This is a genomic window from Longispora urticae (assembly GCF_053902585.1).
Genome location: NZ_JAQZSH010000025.1, coordinates 135,166 through 150,558 on the forward strand (window position 1 = coordinate 135,166; position 15,393 = coordinate 150,558).

Below are 15,393 nucleotides of genomic sequence, written 5' to 3' on the forward strand. Positions count from 1 at the left end.
ACATGCCCAGACCCGCCAGCCGGCCCCGCCGGGGAGCCGTGGCCCGACTGCTCCTCGGAAGCGTGATCGCCACCCTGCTCACGGCCTGCTCCTCGTCGCCGCCCGAGGAACGCCCGTTGGACCTGGTGCCCGCCGCGCTCCAACCCTCCGGCCCGGTCAAACTCCCCGACCGCGGCGCGCTGGTCGGCGCGTGGGTCCGCCCCGCCGACTACACCGACCAGGGCCGCACCGACGCCATCTCGGGCCTGGAGAAGGACCTCGGCCGCCCCCTCGACATCGTGCACGTCTACCACAAGTGGACGGACGACCTGGTCGACCCGGCAGACAAGGCCTTCGTCCGGGCCGGCGCGACCCTGATGATCTCCTGGGCGGGCGCCGACACCCGCATGGTCACCTCCGGCCGCCTCGACACCGAGATCACGGCCCAGGCCGAGCGGGTCAAAAAGCTCAAACGACCGATCCTCCTCCGGTACCGCTGGGAGATGGACCGCCCCAACCTGGCCGCCCAGATCTGGTCCGCCGAGGACTACATCGCCGCCTGGAAACACGTCCGCACCCTGTTCGCCGCCGCCGGAGCCACGAACGTGTCCTGGGTGTGGTGCCCCACCGCCGAGGGCTTCCAACGCGGCGACGCCGGCTCCTACTACCCCGGCGACGAATCGGTCGACTGGACCTGCGTGGACGCCTACACCTCCACGACCCTCAAGCCGCTCGCCGAGGTGGCCCGCCCCTTCCTCACCTGGGCGACCGCCCGCCCCAAACCCGTGATCATCGGGGAGTACGGCGTCTCCCGGAAGTTCTCCCCCGAGGAGCGCGCGTCGTGGATGCGGGACGCCACGCGGCTGTTCCAGGACACGCCCCGGATCAAGGCGGTGAGCTACTTCAACTCGGACCCGGAGGGCAACGACCCGGCGCACCAGTACGCCTTCGATCCGGCCTCGTTGGCGGCCTTCAGGGCGATGGCCACCCAGGACCACTTCCACCGCCGGCACCGGCCCACGCCCACGCCGGGCGGTTCGGCGTACCCGTTCCCGTCGGATGAGCCCTCCGCCTCGGCCTCTGATGAGCCGTCCGACTCCGGCGCCCGACCGTCCTCGACCGGGCGGCCGTCCCCGGGTGGGCTGCCGGCCCGCGCCCGCCGCTCCCCGTCGCCGTCACCGTCGCGCTAGTCCGGTGGTTCGTTGACGCAGGCTCTACGCCTTGACCACAGCCAACACTACGAGCGTCGACCTGTCCCGAAGCCAGCCATACCAGCACACATCGCCTCCACCACGCAGCGTCCTCAACGCAGCTGCCGCCTGCTCGTCATATGTGTGAAGAAACTGGAATCCAGGTGGCAGTTGGGGCTCGTGAACCCGAACCTGCTCCCGCAGCCAGCCCGCCGCATCCTCAGGGCTCTGATGCGTTTCGGCCCGCATCGCCTGCGGCTTCTCCAGCCACGCCCTGGTCAGCAACGGAGGCACGCTCACGTTCGGGTCGCGCCGTTGAGCGTCCCGAACCTCGACATCCCGACCTGCCCAAACGAAGCAGACCCACAATCCAGCCACGCGGACCTCACAGGAATCTACGAGTAGCCCCCTGCCCACTTGCCGCAGACAGGGGGCTTTGTGCCGGTCAGCTACAGCGGGATCCTGGTGAACATGTTGACGAGCTCGTCCTTGCTGAACCGCAGCCCGGTCAGCTCCGGCCGCTTCGAGTCGGTCAACTCGAAAGATCCGGGGCTTCCCGGAATCTCGGTCAGCACCACGCAGCTCTCGCCGGTGGTCGAATCCCCGACGTTGCCGCCGCACCGCATCCGCGGCAATCCGTCGAGGTCGACGTCGTAGAGGTCGGTCATCTCTCCTCCTGTGTTCGAGGTGGGTGGGCAGCTCCCCGCAAAGCTCCTGAACACCTGACGCACTCGGATCGGGGACATGCGGCTGGTTGGCATCACGGGGAGCGCCCTACGAAAAGTCAACGACACGGACGGTTCGAGGGGCCACGAGTTTGCTTGGTTTTGCTCGTGTCGCACACCTTGACCAGAAACCTGCACCTGTCAGAGCATTGAAAGCGACCGAGCAATTAGGAGCAATCGTTGGATAGGAGAACGATCATGCAGCTAAGGTTCCTCGGCAAGGAGACCCAAGGGGGTGGCTCGCCCACCCTGTTCTCCACGGACCGCGACACCTATGTCGTGCAGGGTTGGAAGGTTCCCGAGAGGCGGACCAGTGTGGAAATTCCAGCGAAGCTGCTGGGCTTTCTCGAACAGGGCACAGCGCTCGGGGTAACCCTGGAGGACACCGGGAAGGGCACATATATCTTGTCTGGTGAGCCGGTCGTTGACGTTGACGCTCTGGGCCAGATGGACATCCCCGGTCACGAGACCTGCGTCGAGGTCGGGAAGGCACGAGAGGGTGAGGCCGGTGGAGCTGCTACAGGGTGAGAGATTCGAGAACCTGTTCCGCACGTTCGCGAGGACAGCGTTCCATCTCGAACTGCGTGACACCTACCATGACCCCACCGAGGCCGGACCGTTCGAACTGTTTCTGACGGGCAGGCCTGACGACTTCGCCTGGCACGAGCCATGGCTCCGCCTGGTGCGGGAGTTCACAGCCGCCGGGAAACGGATGACGCGGGTTCGCGTGGTGACCGTGCCGCACGGCGACTACACCCGGTGGGGCCTTGCCGTCGCACCTCTGAACATCGACGCGGGCGAAGACATCCGGTGGCTGCCACGGCATCTGACTACCGGCATCGATCTGCCCGAAGATGACTACTGGTTGTTCGATGACAGCCGTGTGTTCAGCACCGTGTTCGAGGATGGCGGCAAGTTTCTGGGTGGCACGGAGGTCACCGATCCGGCAGTCGTCCGGCAATGCCAGCAGGCACAGGACGCTGTGTGGAAGAGAGCCATACCCCATCGCGACTACGTGACCAGCGAGTTCGCCGCGCGATAATGTCGAGCGCAGTTCATCAAGCACGTGAGGCTCTGGGGCACCGACTCCGCGACCTCAGGAAAGACGCTGGGCTGACCGGCAGTCAGCTTGCCGGGCTTGCCGGTTGGCACAGCTCCAAGGTTTCCAAGATTGAGTACGGCAAACAGACGCCGTCCGAGGACGACATCCGCTCATGGTGCCACCATTGCCAGGCTCAGGATCACGTCGCTGATTTGACGGCTGCTGTCCGCACCATCGAGGCGATGTATGTCGAGTGGCGCCGCATGCTCAACACCGGCACGAAGAGGCGCCAGGAAGCCTCCATCAGCCTCGAGGCGCAGACGAAGCTCTTCCGCTGGTACGAACCCGCGCTGGTGCCGGGGATCCTGCACACGGCTGAGTACGCCACAGCTGTCATGGCCCGGGTGATCGCGTTCTATCAGGTTCCCGATGACCTTGAAGCCGGCGTAGCCGCACGCATGGAACGCCAACAGATCCTCTACCGGGGCGATCACCGGTTTCACTTCATCCTCGCCGAACAGGCACTCCACACGATGGTCGGCGACGGGGACGTCATGGCCGGTCAGTTGGACAGGCTCAGAACGTTGACATCCCTACCCCGGATAAGTCTGGGGATCATCCCGTCACGTTCCACATATCTCGTGCCCACCAATCAGTTCATCATGTTCGATGACCGGCTGGTGAACGTCGAGTCCATCTCCGCAGAGCTGTCCATCACGCCACCTCGCGAAGTCGCGCTGTACGCGAAGGCCTTCCAGGGACTGTGCAGCCAGGCCGTCTACGGCGAAGAGGCACACCGGCTGATCAACCGCGCGATTTCCGAACTGGCCCGCTGACCAACTGGGCATGGCAGTCGCCGCCTCGCCCAGTTGGCCAAAGGCGTGGTCAGACCTCCTTCTGGAGGACCACCAGGTACTCGGTGCGCAGGGCGTCGAGCTGGCCCAGGCTGGCCACGCGGGTCAGCCCCCGAGCCGCGCGCCACCCCGCCCCGGTCACCCGCAACTTCTGCCGCAACTTGCGCTGCTTGTTGTCCTCGAAGTACCCCTCGAAGGCCACGCTCAGCCCCAGGTCGGCCGCCCGCCGCGCCAGGTTCCGGGGCGCGATCGACCGCCGCAGCGTCGTCGGGTACGGGCCGAAGCCGGGCTTGCCGGCGTTGGCGGATCCGGCCACCTTGCGCCGGAACCAGATGTGGAAGCTGTGCGGCGTCCACTTGGTCACCAACGACTTGGGGCTCGCCAGGTGCGGCACGGCGAGCACCATGAGGCCGCCGGGGCGCAGCCAGTTCGCGAACCGTTCGATGAGCAGCTCGGGCCGGTCGACGTGCTCCAGCACGTACCAGCAGGTGATCAGGTCGAAGGTGCCGAACGGCGGGGTGTACTCCATCAGGTCGCACAGCACGCGCTCGTCGAGGCGGGTGTTCCAGGCCAGGGCGTCGGGGTCGGTGTCGACGCCGACGACGTAGGTGTCCGGGGGCAGGGACAGGCGGGTGCGTTTGCCCGCGCCGGCCTCCAGGGCGCGGGACCCGAGGTGCTCGCCGAGCAGCTCGTCCACCCGCGTCTGGAGCGCGGCGCAGGCGTCGGTGGGTCGGTCGAAGGTCTGCATCTCAGGCACGTTTCCTCACAGCGGAGCTCAGAAGGCGAAAAGCAAAGGGCAGATCGTGGATGAGGTACCGGCCGGCGAGCCGCCGGGGTTCGCTGAGCAGCCGGTGGATCCACTCCAGACCGGAACGTTGCATCCAGAGTGGCGCGCGGTGCAGCTCGCCGGCCACGAACTGCACGGAGGCGCCGCAGCCGACGAACCAGGCGGCGGGCAGTTCGGGCCGGAGCCGGTCGATGACGTGCTCCTGTTTGGGGAAGCCGAGGCCGACGTACACGATGTCGGGTTTCGTCTCCTTCACCCTGGCACAGAGCTCGTCGTAGAAGGAGGTGCGTTCGAAGCCGAACGGCGGGCTGACGTGGCCGGCGATCCGGAGTCCGGGACAGCCGGCCTCCAGGGCGGGGCCGGCGGCGGTGCCGGGGCGGCCGCCGATCAGGAACACGGAGCGGCCGTCGAGGCCGGCGGCGCGGGACAGGGTCCAGATCAAGCTGGAGCCGGCGACGCGTTCGGGCAGGGGGGTGCGGGCGAGGCGGGACGCCCAGAGGAGGGGCATGCCGTCGGCGACGACGAGGCTGGCGTCGGCGAGGAACCGTCGGACGGTGACGGCGTCGCCGGGGAAGGGGTCGTGCACGGGCCGGCCGCCGGCAGCGCCGTCATGGGCGGTGGCCCCGTCGGCACCAGGAGTCGGCACGGGCCGCGCCCCGGCGGCTCCAGCGGCCCGGCCCGGCCCGGGCATGGCCCCGGCGCGCAGCGCGATGTCCACGTTCGGCGTGATGATCCGCCCACCCTCCCCCCGGTCCAGCGCCGCCCTGACGTGGCTGACCACCTCCTCCTCCGTGAGCGCGTCGAAGGCGATCTCGCCGACTGTCACTTTTGCTGCCAAAGCCCCGAACCCCGTTCTCTCCGTATTGCTCGCTCGTTATAACGATCGGGCTGGTACAGGAGGGTATGAGTGGTTCGCGTAATTTTCATCGGCGCACTCGGCCGTAGTGGCACGACCCTCCTGGAGCGGGTACTCGGGCAGCTCCCGGGTGTCTGCGCCCTGGGCGAGGTCGTGCACCTGTGGGACCGGGACGTGCGCGACGACGAGCGGTGCGCCTGCGGGAACCGGTTCTCCCGGTGCGAGTTCTGGCAGGAGGTCGGCGACCGGGCGTTCGGCGGCTGGCACCGGCTGGACGTGCCCCGGCTGCTGGAGCTGCGGGACGCGGTGGAGCGCACCCGGTACATCCCGCGGCTGGCGGTGCGCGGCGGCGGGGCGGTCGAGGACTACGTCTGGCACTACCGCCGGGTGTATCAGGCGGCCGCCGAGGTCAGCGGCTCCGAGGTGGTGATCGACTCCTCGAAGCACGCGGCGCTCGCGTACTGCCTGCGGTACTCCCCCGAGGTGGATCTCCGTGTTCTGCACGTGGTCCGCGACTCCCGGGGCGTCGCCTACTCCTGGACGAAGGAGGTCGCGCGGCCCGAGGCGGACGGCGACGCGATGACCCGGTACACGCCGGCCCGCTCGGCGATGCTGTGGAACGCGCACAACGCGGCGTTCGGCGTCCTGAGAAGGCGCGGCGTCCCCACCCGCCGGGTCCGGTACGAGAATTTCATGCGCGACCCGGTGGCCGTGACCCGTTCGCTGGCCCGGTTCGTGGGCGTGGACCCGGGGCCGATGGAGTTCCTGCACGCCGACTCCGCGCAGTTGACCACCTGCCACAGCGCGGCCGGGAACCCGATGCGGTTCACGGTGGGCCCGGTGCCGCTCCGCCGCGACGAGGACTGGCGGACCTCGCTTCCCCCCCGACAGCGGAACATCGTGCGGGCGCTCACCGGGCCCCTGCTCAGCCGCTACGGCTACCTCCGGAGTTAGACATGTACTGGCCGTCCATCGGTGTCGTCATCCCCACCCACAATCGTCCCGAGCAGCTCCGGGCGGCCATCGCGTCGGTGCTGGCCCAGGAGTACCCGGGCGAGATGCGGGTCATCGTCGTCTACGACCGGGCCGAGCCCGACTTCATGGTGGCCCAGGGCGGCCCCCGGCCCGTGATGGTGCTGTCCAACAACCGCACCCCCGGGCTGGCCGGGGCCCGCAACACCGGCATCATGGCGCTGGACACGGACCTGGTGGCGTTCTGCGACGACGACGACGAGTGGCTGCCGGGCAAGGTGGTCACCCAGTCGATGGCGTTGTGGCGCAAGCCGCTGGCGGAGTTCGGCACCTGCTCGATCGAGGTGTCCTACAACGGGCAGGTCAACCAGCGGCTCGCCGGCCGCACCGAGGTCAGCCACGCGGACCTGCTCGGTTCCCGGATGTCGATGCTGCACTCCTCGACGTTCGTGATCCGGCGGAGCGCGCTGACCGGCGGGCTGGGCATGGTCGCCGAGGACGCGCCGGGCAGCCAGAACGAGGACTGGGACCTGCTGTTGCGCGCCGCGGCCCGGCATCCGATCGTGCACGTGGACCAGCCGTTGGTCCGGGTCGCGTGGGGGGTGGGGTCGCTGTTCGCGCGGCAGTACGACACGAAGATCTCGTCGTTGCGGTGGATGCTGCACCGGCACCCGGAGATCGGGACCTGCCGGACGGGCGCGGCCCGGGTCTACGGCCAGCTGGCGTGCTGGTACGCCGCCAAGGGTGATCGCAAGCAGTCCGTCCGGTGGGCCCGGGCGGCGCTCCGGCAGCGCTGGCGCGAGCCCCGGGCGGCCATCGCCCTGGCGGCCAACGCGCGGATCGTCACCGTCGAGCGGGTCGTCTCGGCCCTCCACAAACGCGGCCACGGCATCTAAAAAACCTTCACACCCCTACTTAGTCAGCCCGATCGGGTTGGGAAACGGCAACGCGTCCGCCGCCGCCCGCGCCAACGGCTCCAACACCTCCACCAACCGCGCGACGTCCACCCCCCGCCAGACGTCCTCCGCGATCACATCCGTCCGGGCCTCCACCTGCGCGAACGCCGCCTCCCCGAACTCGGTCGGCTTCCCGTCCGCGTCCACCCAGCCCTTCTCGCGCAGCCGCTCCTCGGCCCGGCCCCACTCCTCGTCGCTCCAGCCCCGCGCCGGCTGCAACACGGTCCGGTCGTTGTCGAGCGCCGCCCGCCAGGCGAGGCTCTCGCACCCGTCGAGCCCGGCGACCACCAGCGCGGCCACGTGCCCGTCCCCCCGGTGCTCCCGGAGAACGGTCGCGGCGTGCCACACCACGTCAATTCGATCCGTCGGCCATGCCAAGGCGGCGTTCGCGGCGGCCAACGGCCGCCCGGAGGTGTCCACGGCCTCGGCGGCCCGCCGGAGCAACCCGGCGGCCTCGGCAACCGCGCGGGAGACCCCCGCCGGATCGGCCAGATCGCCGGGACCGGTGCCCACGGACCCGAACAACCGGGCCAGGGCGGCCCGTGCCCCCGCCGCCCGGGCCCGCAACGCCTCCTCGGGCCCCGCCAGCTCCCACACCGCCGGCAGCGCCCGCTCCACCATCCGCGGCGCGAACCCGAAGAACAACGCCGTCACCGGGGCGGCCCCGACGGGTCCGAGCGGCGCGGCCCGCCCGCCGAAGTACCCGCGCCAGAAGCCGCGCAGGCCGGCCTCCTCGAAGGCGGCCCGGCACTCCGGGGCGAAGTAGGTCACCGCGTGCAACGGCTCGAACAGGGTCCACAACCGGCGGGCAATCATCCGCCCATCATCGCCCGCCACCCGCCCGGAAGCGATGCCGTCCCACAAAAGTCACGGGTAGACGCGGACGCGGCGCCGACCCGTAGAGGTGGACGCCGCGCCGGTGAAACGGGTCAGACGATGATGCCCGCGCCCACCGTGCGGTTCGTCGACTCGTCGATCACGATGAACCCGCCGGTCACCCGGTTGCGCCGGTACTCGTCGCACAGCAGCGGCACGGTGGTCCGCAGCCTGATCCGGCCGATCTCGTTCAGCCCGAGCGACGGGGCCGTCTCGTCCCGGTGCAGGGTGTTGATGTCGAGCCGGTAGTGCAGGTCCTTGACGATCGCCCGGGCGGTCCGCGTGGTGTGCTTGATCGCGTACTTCTTGCCCCGGACCAGTGGTGCCGTCTCGTCCATCCAGCAGATCATGGCCTCGACGTCCTGGGAGACCTGCGGCTGGTTGTTGGGCCGGCAGATCAGGTCCCCGCGGGAGATGTCGATCTCGTCCTCCAACCGGACGGTCACGGACATCGGCGGGTACGCCTCGGCGACCGGCCCGTCGGCGGTCTCGATGGCCGCGATCTTCGAGGTGAACCCGGAGGGCAGCACCGTGATCTCGTCGCCGGGCTTGAGCACCCCGGACGCGACCTGGCCGGCGTAGCCCCGGTAGTCGCGGGCGGAGTTGGACTGCGGCCGGATCACGTACTGCACCGGGAACCGGGTGTCGACCAGGTTGCGGTCGGACGCGATGTGCAGGTTCTCCAGGTGGTGCAGGAGCGCGGGGCCGTCGTACCACGGCATGTTCGTGGATCTGGTGACGATGTTGTCGCCCTTGAGCGCGGAGATCGGGATCACCGACAGGTCGGGCACCTCGAGCTTGGTCGCGAACGCCCGGAACTCGGCCCGGATCTGCTCGAAGACCTCCTCGGACCAGTCGACCAGGTCCATCTTGTTGACGCACAGCACCATGTGCGGGACGCGCAGCAGGGAGCACAGGAACGCGTGCCGCCGCGACTGCTCGACCAGCCCCTTGCGGGCGTCGACGAGGATCAGCGCCAGGTCGGCGGTGGACGCCCCGGTCACCATGTTCCGGGTGTACTGGATGTGCCCCGGGGTGTCGGCGATGATGAACTTCCGCTTGGGCGTGGCGAAGTACCGGTACGCCACATCGATCGTGATGCCCTGCTCCCGCTCGGCCCGCAGGCCGTCGGTGAGCAGCGCCAGGTCGGTGTAGTCGTCGCCCCGGGCCGCGCTGGTGGCCTCGACGGCCGCCAACTGGTCCTCGAAGATGGACTTCGAGTCGTACAGCAGCCGGCCGATCAGCGTGGACTTGCCGTCGTCCACGGACCCGGCTGTGGCGAATCGCAGAATGTCCATCTTAGAAATATCCCTCGCGCTTGCGGTCCTCCATGGCTGCCTCGCTGACCCGGTCGTCGCCCCGGGTCGCGCCGCGCTCGGTGATCCGAGTGGAGGCGACCTCGTCGATCACCTTGGCCACGGTGTCGGCGTCGGACTTCACGGCCGCCGTGCAGGACGCGTCGCCGACCGTGCGGTAGCGGACCTGCTCCTTGAACGGCTTCTCGCCGGCGCGCACCGGGAGGACGTCGTGCACCGCGTACAGCATGCCGTCGCGGTCGACGACCTCGCGTTCGTGCGCGAAGTAGATCGAGGGCAGGGCGATGTTCTCGCGGTCGATGTAGTGCCAGACGTCCAGCTCGGTCCAGTTGGACAGCGGGAACACCCGGATCGACTCGCCCTGCTGGACCCGCGCGTTGTACAGCGACCACAGTTCGGGGCGCTGGTTCTTCGGGTCCCACTGGCCGAACTCGTCGCGGAAGCTGAACACCCGTTCCTTGGCCCGGGCCTTCTCCTCGTCGCGGCGGGCGCCCCCGAACAGCGCGTCGAAGCGGTACTTCTCCACCGCGTCGAGCAGCACCGGGGTCTGGATCGGGTTGCGCATCCCCGACGGCGGCTCGACGACGAGCCCGGTGTCGATGGCCTCCTGCACGCTGGCGACGAGGAGCTGGCTGCCCAGTTCCTCGACCCGCTGGTCGCGGAAGTCGAGCACCTCGGCGAAGTTGTGCCCGGTGTCGACGTGCAGCAGCGGGAACGGGATCCGCCCGGGGGCGAACGCCTTCTCGGCGAGCCGGAGCAGGACGATGGAGTCCTTACCGCCCGAGAACAGCAGCACGGGACGCTCGGACTCGGCCACGACCTCGCGGAACACGAAGATCGCCTCTGCTTCCAGGGCGTCGAGGTGCGTGACCGTATAACCCACTGGCGCGGTAGGGAATTCGGTCATTTAGGTGCTCCGATAGATTAAAGGGACGAAAGTGAGCCGAGCAGCGTCTGTGCAAGATCCTTACGACAGACCAGCAGGTCAGGCAATTTAGGGTCAGGCTGGTTGTAGTCCAGCACAGAACCGTCGATCCGGGAAGTATGCAGGCCCGTGGCCCGGGCCACAGCGACCGGGGCGGCCGAGTCCCACTCGTACTGGCCGCCGGCGTGCACGTACGCGTCCACCTCGCCCGTGACCACGGCGGACACCTTCACGCCGGCCGAGCCCATCGGGACCAGTTCGGCCCCCAGCTCCTCGGCGAGGGCCGTCAGGAAGGCCGGCGGGCGGGACCGGCTGCACGCGATCCGCAGCGCCCCGGCCGGGCCCTCGCCGCGCAGCGGCGGGTAGGCCGGCGGCGTGTCCGTACCGAGGATGATGCCCCGGGCCGGCATCCCGACCGCGCCCGCGACCAGCTCCCCCGGCCCCGGACGGGCCATGGCGCGGCGCCACAGCGCGACGTGCACGGCCCAGTCGGTGCGGCCCTCCTCGGAGAACTCCCGGGTGCCGTCGAGCGGGTCGATGATCCACACCCGGTCCGCCCCGAGCCGGGCCGCACTGTCGGCGCCCTCCTCGGACAGCACCGCGTCGCCGGGCCGCCACCGTTCCAGGGCGCCCATCAGCAGCTCGTGCGAGATCTTGTCGCCCGCGTTCTTCAGCATCAGGGCGTCGTGGAAGCCCAACTCGTCCCGCAGGGCGAGCAGAGCGTCACCGGCGGCCCTGGCCAACCAGCGGGCGAACGCGGCATCTCCAGCCGGAGTGATCATCAGTACGCTCCCGAGGCGCGACACACCGCAGTCAGTGTACGCAGCAGAATCACCAGATCCAATGACAGAGACCAATTCTCCACGTACCTCAGGTCAAGTCGGACCGCTTCCTCCCAGGGGAGGTCCGAACGTCCGCTGACCTGCCACAACCCGGTCAGGCCGGGCTTGACCACGAGCCGGCGGCGCATGTCGTCCGGGTAGGCCGCCACCTCCGCCGGCAGCGGCGGGCGCGGCCCGACGAGCGACATGTCCCCGGCGAGCACGTTGAGCAGCTGGGGCAGTTCGTCGATCGAGAACCGGCGGATGAACTTCCCCACCGGGGTCACCCGCGGGTCGTCGCGCATCTTGAACAGCACGCCGCCGGTCTCGCTCTCCAGGGCGGCCTTGCGCGCCTCGGCGTCGACGTACATGCTGCGGAACTTCCACACCCCGAACAGCCGGCCGTGCTTGCCCACCCGGAGCTGACGGAACAGCATCGGCGCGCCCGGCTCGCCCCACCAGATCGCGAACCCGACCACGATCCACAACGGAGCGATGAGAACGAGGATCGCGAACGCGCCGACCCGGTCGAACAGCTCCTTGGCGAACCGCCGGGTACCGGCCAGGTTCGGGTGCTCCACGTGCAGCATCGGCAGCCCGTCCACGGGGCGGATCGTGGTCCGGTCGCCGGCCACGTCCAGCAGCGCGCTGGCCACGATCAGGTCCACGTCGCCGCGTTCGAGCTCCCAGGCCAGCCGGCGCATCGCGATGCCGTCGATCTCCGGGCAGGACAGCACCACCACGGTGTCGGCCCCCGCCGCCTCGACCGCGCCCGCCACGTCGTCGAACGTGCCGCACACCGGCACCTCGGCCAGCAGCGCGTCCCGGCTCGACGGCACACACGCGCCGACGACGGTCAGCCCGTGGTACGCCTCCCGGCGCAGCTGCACCGCCAACTGGGCCACCGCGACACTGTGGCCGACCACCACGACCCGGCGCAGACACCGGCCGCGTTCGCGCAACATGTGCAGTCCCTTGCGGACCAGGAACCGGCTCACAATTCCCGCGACGGTCGCCAACGGCAGCACCATGAGGACATAACTCCGGGCGAGCGGAATCTCCAACGCGTACGCCATCAGGGCCAGTCCGGCCGTGAGTCCGAGACCGGAACGGAATACGCGTTGGTACTCGTCGGTGCCGACGTACAGATAGCGTTTCTCGTAGGCCCGGTTCAGGGTGAGCGCGGCGACCCAGGCGACGGGAAAGGCGAGTGAAAGCGCGAAATACCAGAGGTTGTACTCCGTGATCCGCTCACCGAAGCGCAGGCAGAACGCCACGCCACCCGCGAGCAGCCCCACGAGCACGTCGGTCGTCAGCAGGTAGCGCAGATAACGCGACTCCCACGCTCTCGACGGCGCGGCGACACGACGGTCCGTCGCGATATCCAGCTCAACAACCGCCATTGCCTTCCCCCCAGTGTCACCTACCGTGGTAACGAATTAGGGGTAAAACGGTCACGCCGCGTGGTAACTATTCTGCGCCCACTCGACGCCATTGTCGGCGACGGCCTCGACGATGTCGGCGGTACGGTCCACGAAATAGTCGAGTTCTTTCTTCTCCACAGTGGAGAAGTCACTCAGCACGAAATCGGCCGCGTCCTGTCGGCCCGGCGGGCGACCGATGCCGAACCGCACCCGGACATAGTCCTTCGTACCCAACGACTGGGTCATCGAGCGCAGCCCGTTGTGCCCGCCCTCCCCGCCGCCGATCTTGATCCGCAGCGACGTGAACGGCACGTCCAACTCGTCGTGCACCGCGATGATCCGCTCCGGCGGGATCTTGTAGAACCCGGCCAGCGCCGCCACCGGCGGACCCGACAGGTTCATGAACGTCAGCGGCTTCACCAGCACCAGCTTCGGCCCGCCCGGCCGCACCCGGCCCTCGGCGACCTCCGACTTCGGGGCACGCGCGTGCCGGCCGAACTTCGCGCCCACCCGGCCCGCCAGCAGGTCGGCGACCATGAAACCGACATTGTGCCGGTTCCCCGCGTACTGCTTGCCCGGGTTGCCCAGGCCGACCACCAGGAACGTCTCGTCAGACACAGCGGTACTCCCAGATGAGAAAACGGCCCGGCTGAGTGATCAGCCGGGCCGGAACGTTCAGACGACCTACGCCTCGGCGGGAGCCTCGGTCTCCTCGACGTCAGCGGCGCTCGGGGTGGCGACCACGTTGACGATGAGGGTCTCGGGCTCGGTGATCAGCTCGGAGCCCTCCGGCAGCGTGATCTGACCGGCGGTGAGGTGGTCACCGACCGCGAGACCGTCGAGGGAGACCTCGACGCTGTCCGGCAGCTTGGTGGCGTCGGCGCTCAGCGACAGCGTGTTCAGCGCGTGCATGACCATGCCGGCCTTGTCGGCCTCGCCGACGAAGTGGATCGGGACCTCGACGGTGACCTTCTCGCCCTGCTTGACGATCAGCATGTCGACGTGGTCGATCGTGTCGCGGATCGGGTCGCGCTGGAGCGCCTTCGGGAGCGCCAGGATCTTCTCACCGGCGGTCGACTCGAGGGTGAAGAGCTGGTTGATGCCACCGCGACGGATCGCGTTGCTGAACTCCAGCGCCGGGAGGGCGATGTGCTTGGGGGCCTCACCGTGGCCGTAGAGCACGGCAGGAATCTTGCCGGCCCGACGGGTGCGACGCGCGCCACCCTTGCCGAACTCGGTGCGGGGCTCTGCGCTGATACGGACCTCGGACACGGGAGAACTCCTCCGGAAGGGCTTGGTCTTTTGTGCGAACATGTCATCGGTGTGCGGTGCCCGGCGCGGCGGCGTGATGCACGGACGTCCTCGCCCAGAGCACCGCGTCGATGACGGAGCCCCCATCAGAAGGGGCACCCTCGCCGTGGCAACCGCACCAGCCTACCGGAGCACCCCCGTCGACACTAAATCGGGTGCCCTACCACACACGGAACCCCGGACCTAGTGTCCGGGCTCGGCGTTCGCGGGCGGCGCCCCTCCGGGCTCCAGCCTTCGCGCACAGGTCACCGCCCCACTCGTAACCATCAAAAGATCTTGCTTTGGGGTACTGGAATGCGAAAGGCGGGCGGGTGTCGGTCGCCCGACGTCCCGCCCGCCACGAGTTCGCTCAGCCGGACAGACCGCCGAAGAGGGTGGTCACCGAACCGTCGTCGAAGACCTCGCGCATCGCCCGCGCCACCATCGGCGCGATCGACAGCACCGTGATCTTGTCCAGCTGCTTCTCCGCCGGGATCGGCAGCGTGTTCGTCACCACGACCTCGCTGATCCGGCTGTTCTTGAACCGCTCCGTCGCCGGGTCCGACAGGATCGCGTGCGTCGCCGCCACCACCACGTCCGTCGCGCCGCTGTCGAACAGCACGTCGGCGGCCTTACAGATCGTGCCGCCCGAGTCGATCATGTCATCGATGATCAGACAGACCCGGCCCTCGATGTCCCCGACCACCCGGTTGGCCACCACCTGGTTGGGCTTCATCGGGTCGCGCGTCTTGTGCACGAACGCCAGCGGCACCCCGCCGAACTTGTTCGCCCACCGCTCCGCGACCTTCACCCGGCCCGCGTCCGGGGACACGACCGCCAGGGGCCTGCCCGCGTACTTCTCCAGCAGGTAGTCGGCGAGGGTGTCCATCGCGTACAGGTGGTCGACCGGGCCGTCGAAGAAGCCCTGGATCTGCGAGGCGTGCAGGTCGACCGTCAGGATCCGGTCCGCGCCGGCCGTCTTGAGCAGGTCCGCGACCAGGCGCGCCGAGATGGGCTCGCGGCCCCGGTGCTTCTTGTCCTGCCGGCCGTACGGGTAGAACGGGAGGACCACGGTCACCCGCTTCGCCGAACCGCGCTTCAACGCGTCCACCATGATCAGGGTCTCCATGACCCACTGGTTGATCGGCGTCGTCATCGACTGCACGACGAAGGCATCCGAACCGCGCACCGACTCCTGGTACCGGACGAAGGTCTCGCCGTTGGCGAAATCGTAGGCGTCGGTCGGGGTCGGCTTGATCCCCAACTCCGACCCGATCTCCTCGGCCAGCGCGGGGTACGCCCGGCCGGAGAAGAGCATCAGTGTTTTTCGGTTCTCCGCGACGATACTGCCCATCGGGTACGACCCTGTCTGCTCGTTAG

At 68.9% G+C, this 15,393-nt stretch carries 17 protein-coding genes; 6 read left to right on the forward strand and 11 right to left on the reverse strand.

The window, feature by feature from the left end:
- Positions 1-2 precede the first annotated feature (2 nt).
- Entirely contained in the window at positions 3-1,169 is a 1,167-nt protein-coding gene (locus PT931_RS16065; RefSeq protein WP_456246543.1) for a glycoside hydrolase family 26 protein, read from the forward strand.
- 449 nt (positions 1,170-1,618) lie between these two features.
- Here PT931_RS16065 and PT931_RS16070 read toward each other — a convergent pair whose 3' ends face one another.
- On the reverse strand, positions 1,619-1,837 hold the full coding sequence (locus PT931_RS16070; protein WP_456246544.1) for a DUF397 domain-containing protein: 219 nt from the start codon (positions 1,835-1,837) through the stop codon (positions 1,619-1,621).
- Between the two features lie 237 nt (positions 1,838-2,074).
- On the opposite strand from PT931_RS16070, the gene PT931_RS16075 reads away from it, so the two are divergent.
- The 3 genes from PT931_RS16075 to PT931_RS16085 are packed head-to-tail and all read left to right on the forward strand — an operon-like array spanning position 2,075 to position 3,772.
- The gene (locus PT931_RS16075; protein ID WP_456246545.1) at positions 2,075-2,422 is read left to right on the forward strand and encodes a hypothetical protein; all 348 of its coding nucleotides are present in this window, start codon (positions 2,075-2,077) and stop codon (positions 2,420-2,422) included.
- Positions 2,403-2,936 carry a DUF6879 family protein gene (locus tag PT931_RS16080; RefSeq protein WP_456246546.1) on the forward strand — a complete coding sequence of 178 codons (534 nt, stop codon included), beginning with the start codon at positions 2,403-2,405 and terminating at the stop codon, positions 2,934-2,936. The genes PT931_RS16075 and PT931_RS16080 overlap by 20 nt, the downstream gene beginning before the upstream one ends.
- Positions 2,936-3,772 (forward strand): helix-turn-helix domain-containing protein, encoded by an 837-nt coding sequence (locus tag PT931_RS16085; protein ID WP_456246547.1) that lies wholly within the window; start codon positions 2,936-2,938, stop codon positions 3,770-3,772. Before PT931_RS16080 ends, PT931_RS16085 begins: the two co-directional genes overlap by 1 nt.
- Before the next feature lie 49 nt (positions 3,773-3,821).
- On the opposite strand, the gene PT931_RS16090 is transcribed toward PT931_RS16085, so the two are convergent.
- Positions 3,822-4,538, reverse strand: coding sequence for a class I SAM-dependent methyltransferase (locus PT931_RS16090; protein WP_363725640.1), 717 nt, complete (start codon positions 4,536-4,538; stop codon positions 3,822-3,824).
- 1 nt (position 4,539) lies between these two features.
- Positions 4,540-5,403 carry a WecB/TagA/CpsF family glycosyltransferase gene (locus tag PT931_RS16095; protein WP_456246548.1) on the reverse strand — a complete coding sequence of 288 codons (864 nt, stop codon included), beginning with the start codon at positions 5,401-5,403 and terminating at the stop codon, positions 4,540-4,542.
- Positions 5,404-5,484: 81 nt separating this feature from the next.
- Here PT931_RS16095 and PT931_RS16100 point away from each other — a divergent pair, with 81 nt between their 5' ends.
- Together PT931_RS16100 and PT931_RS16105 are read left to right on the forward strand one after the other, a co-directional pair.
- Positions 5,485-6,387, forward strand: a complete 903-nt coding sequence (locus PT931_RS16100) for a sulfotransferase (RefSeq protein ID WP_456246549.1) — start codon at positions 5,485-5,487, stop codon at positions 6,385-6,387.
- A 2-nt stretch (positions 6,388-6,389) separates the two neighbouring features.
- Positions 6,390-7,301 (forward strand): glycosyltransferase family 2 protein, encoded by a 912-nt coding sequence (locus PT931_RS16105; protein WP_456246550.1) that lies wholly within the window; start codon positions 6,390-6,392, stop codon positions 7,299-7,301.
- A gap of 15 nt (positions 7,302-7,316) precedes the next feature.
- Here PT931_RS16105 and PT931_RS16110 read toward each other — a convergent pair whose 3' ends face one another.
- The 8 genes from PT931_RS16110 to PT931_RS16145 form a co-directional block, all read right to left on the reverse strand.
- Entirely contained in the window at positions 7,317-8,177 is an 861-nt protein-coding gene (locus tag PT931_RS16110; RefSeq protein WP_456246551.1) for an SCO6745 family protein, read from the reverse strand.
- Positions 8,178-8,290: 113 nt separating this feature from the next.
- Positions 8,291-9,535, reverse strand: coding sequence for a sulfate adenylyltransferase subunit CysN (gene cysN / locus PT931_RS16115; RefSeq protein WP_456246552.1), 1,245 nt, complete (start codon positions 9,533-9,535; stop codon positions 8,291-8,293).
- Between the two features lies 1 nt (position 9,536).
- The gene (gene cysD, locus PT931_RS16120) at positions 9,537-10,460 is read right to left on the reverse strand and encodes a sulfate adenylyltransferase subunit CysD (protein WP_456246553.1); all 924 of its coding nucleotides are present in this window, start codon (positions 10,458-10,460) and stop codon (positions 9,537-9,539) included.
- Positions 10,461-10,477: 17 nt separating this feature from the next.
- Positions 10,478-11,260, reverse strand: a complete 783-nt coding sequence (locus PT931_RS16125; protein WP_456246554.1) for a 3'(2'),5'-bisphosphate nucleotidase CysQ — start codon at positions 11,258-11,260, stop codon at positions 10,478-10,480.
- The gene (locus PT931_RS16130) at positions 11,260-12,702 is read right to left on the reverse strand and encodes a sugar transferase (protein ID WP_456246555.1); all 1,443 of its coding nucleotides are present in this window, start codon (positions 12,700-12,702) and stop codon (positions 11,260-11,262) included. Before PT931_RS16130 ends, PT931_RS16125 begins: the two co-directional genes overlap by 1 nt.
- Before the next feature lie 51 nt (positions 12,703-12,753).
- The gene (pth, locus tag PT931_RS16135; protein WP_456246556.1) at positions 12,754-13,341 is read right to left on the reverse strand and encodes an aminoacyl-tRNA hydrolase; all 588 of its coding nucleotides are present in this window, start codon (positions 13,339-13,341) and stop codon (positions 12,754-12,756) included.
- Positions 13,342-13,407: 66 nt separating this feature from the next.
- On the reverse strand, positions 13,408-13,995 hold the full coding sequence (locus PT931_RS16140; protein WP_456246557.1) for a 50S ribosomal protein L25/general stress protein Ctc: 588 nt from the start codon (positions 13,993-13,995) through the stop codon (positions 13,408-13,410).
- A 388-nt stretch (positions 13,996-14,383) separates the two neighbouring features.
- The gene (locus PT931_RS16145; RefSeq protein ID WP_456246558.1) at positions 14,384-15,367 is read right to left on the reverse strand and encodes a ribose-phosphate diphosphokinase; all 984 of its coding nucleotides are present in this window, start codon (positions 15,365-15,367) and stop codon (positions 14,384-14,386) included.
- Positions 15,368-15,393 lie beyond the last annotated feature (26 nt).

Coding starts and splice junctions, on each gene's coding strand:
- PT931_RS16110 (WP_456246551.1), bottom strand. CDS start 8,177: ATGATTGCCCGCCGGTTGTGGACCCTGTTCGAGCCGTTGCACGCGGTG.
- cysN (WP_456246552.1), bottom strand. CDS start 9,535: ATGGACATTCTGCGATTCGCCACAGCCGGGTCCGTGGACGACGGCAAG.
- PT931_RS16125 (WP_456246554.1), bottom strand. CDS start 11,260: ATGATCACTCCGGCTGGAGATGCCGCGTTCGCCCGCTGGTTGGCCAGG.
- PT931_RS16070 (WP_456246544.1), bottom strand. CDS start 1,837: ATGACCGACCTCTACGACGTCGACCTCGACGGATTGCCGCGGATGCGG.
- PT931_RS16105 (WP_456246550.1), top strand. CDS start 6,390: ATGTACTGGCCGTCCATCGGTGTCGTCATCCCCACCCACAATCGTCCC.
- PT931_RS16145 (WP_456246558.1), bottom strand. CDS start 15,367: ATGGGCAGTATCGTCGCGGAGAACCGAAAAACACTGATGCTCTTCTCC.
- PT931_RS16090 (WP_363725640.1), bottom strand. CDS start 4,538: ATGCAGACCTTCGACCGACCCACCGACGCCTGCGCCGCGCTCCAGACG.
- cysD (WP_456246553.1), bottom strand. CDS start 10,460: ATGACCGAATTCCCTACCGCGCCAGTGGGTTATACGGTCACGCACCTC.
- PT931_RS16130 (WP_456246555.1), bottom strand. CDS start 12,702: ATGGCGGTTGTTGAGCTGGATATCGCGACGGACCGTCGTGTCGCCGCG.
- PT931_RS16065 (WP_456246543.1), top strand. CDS start 3: ATGCCCAGACCCGCCAGCCGGCCCCGCCGGGGAGCCGTGGCCCGACTG.
- PT931_RS16085 (WP_456246547.1), top strand. CDS start 2,936: ATGTCGAGCGCAGTTCATCAAGCACGTGAGGCTCTGGGGCACCGACTC.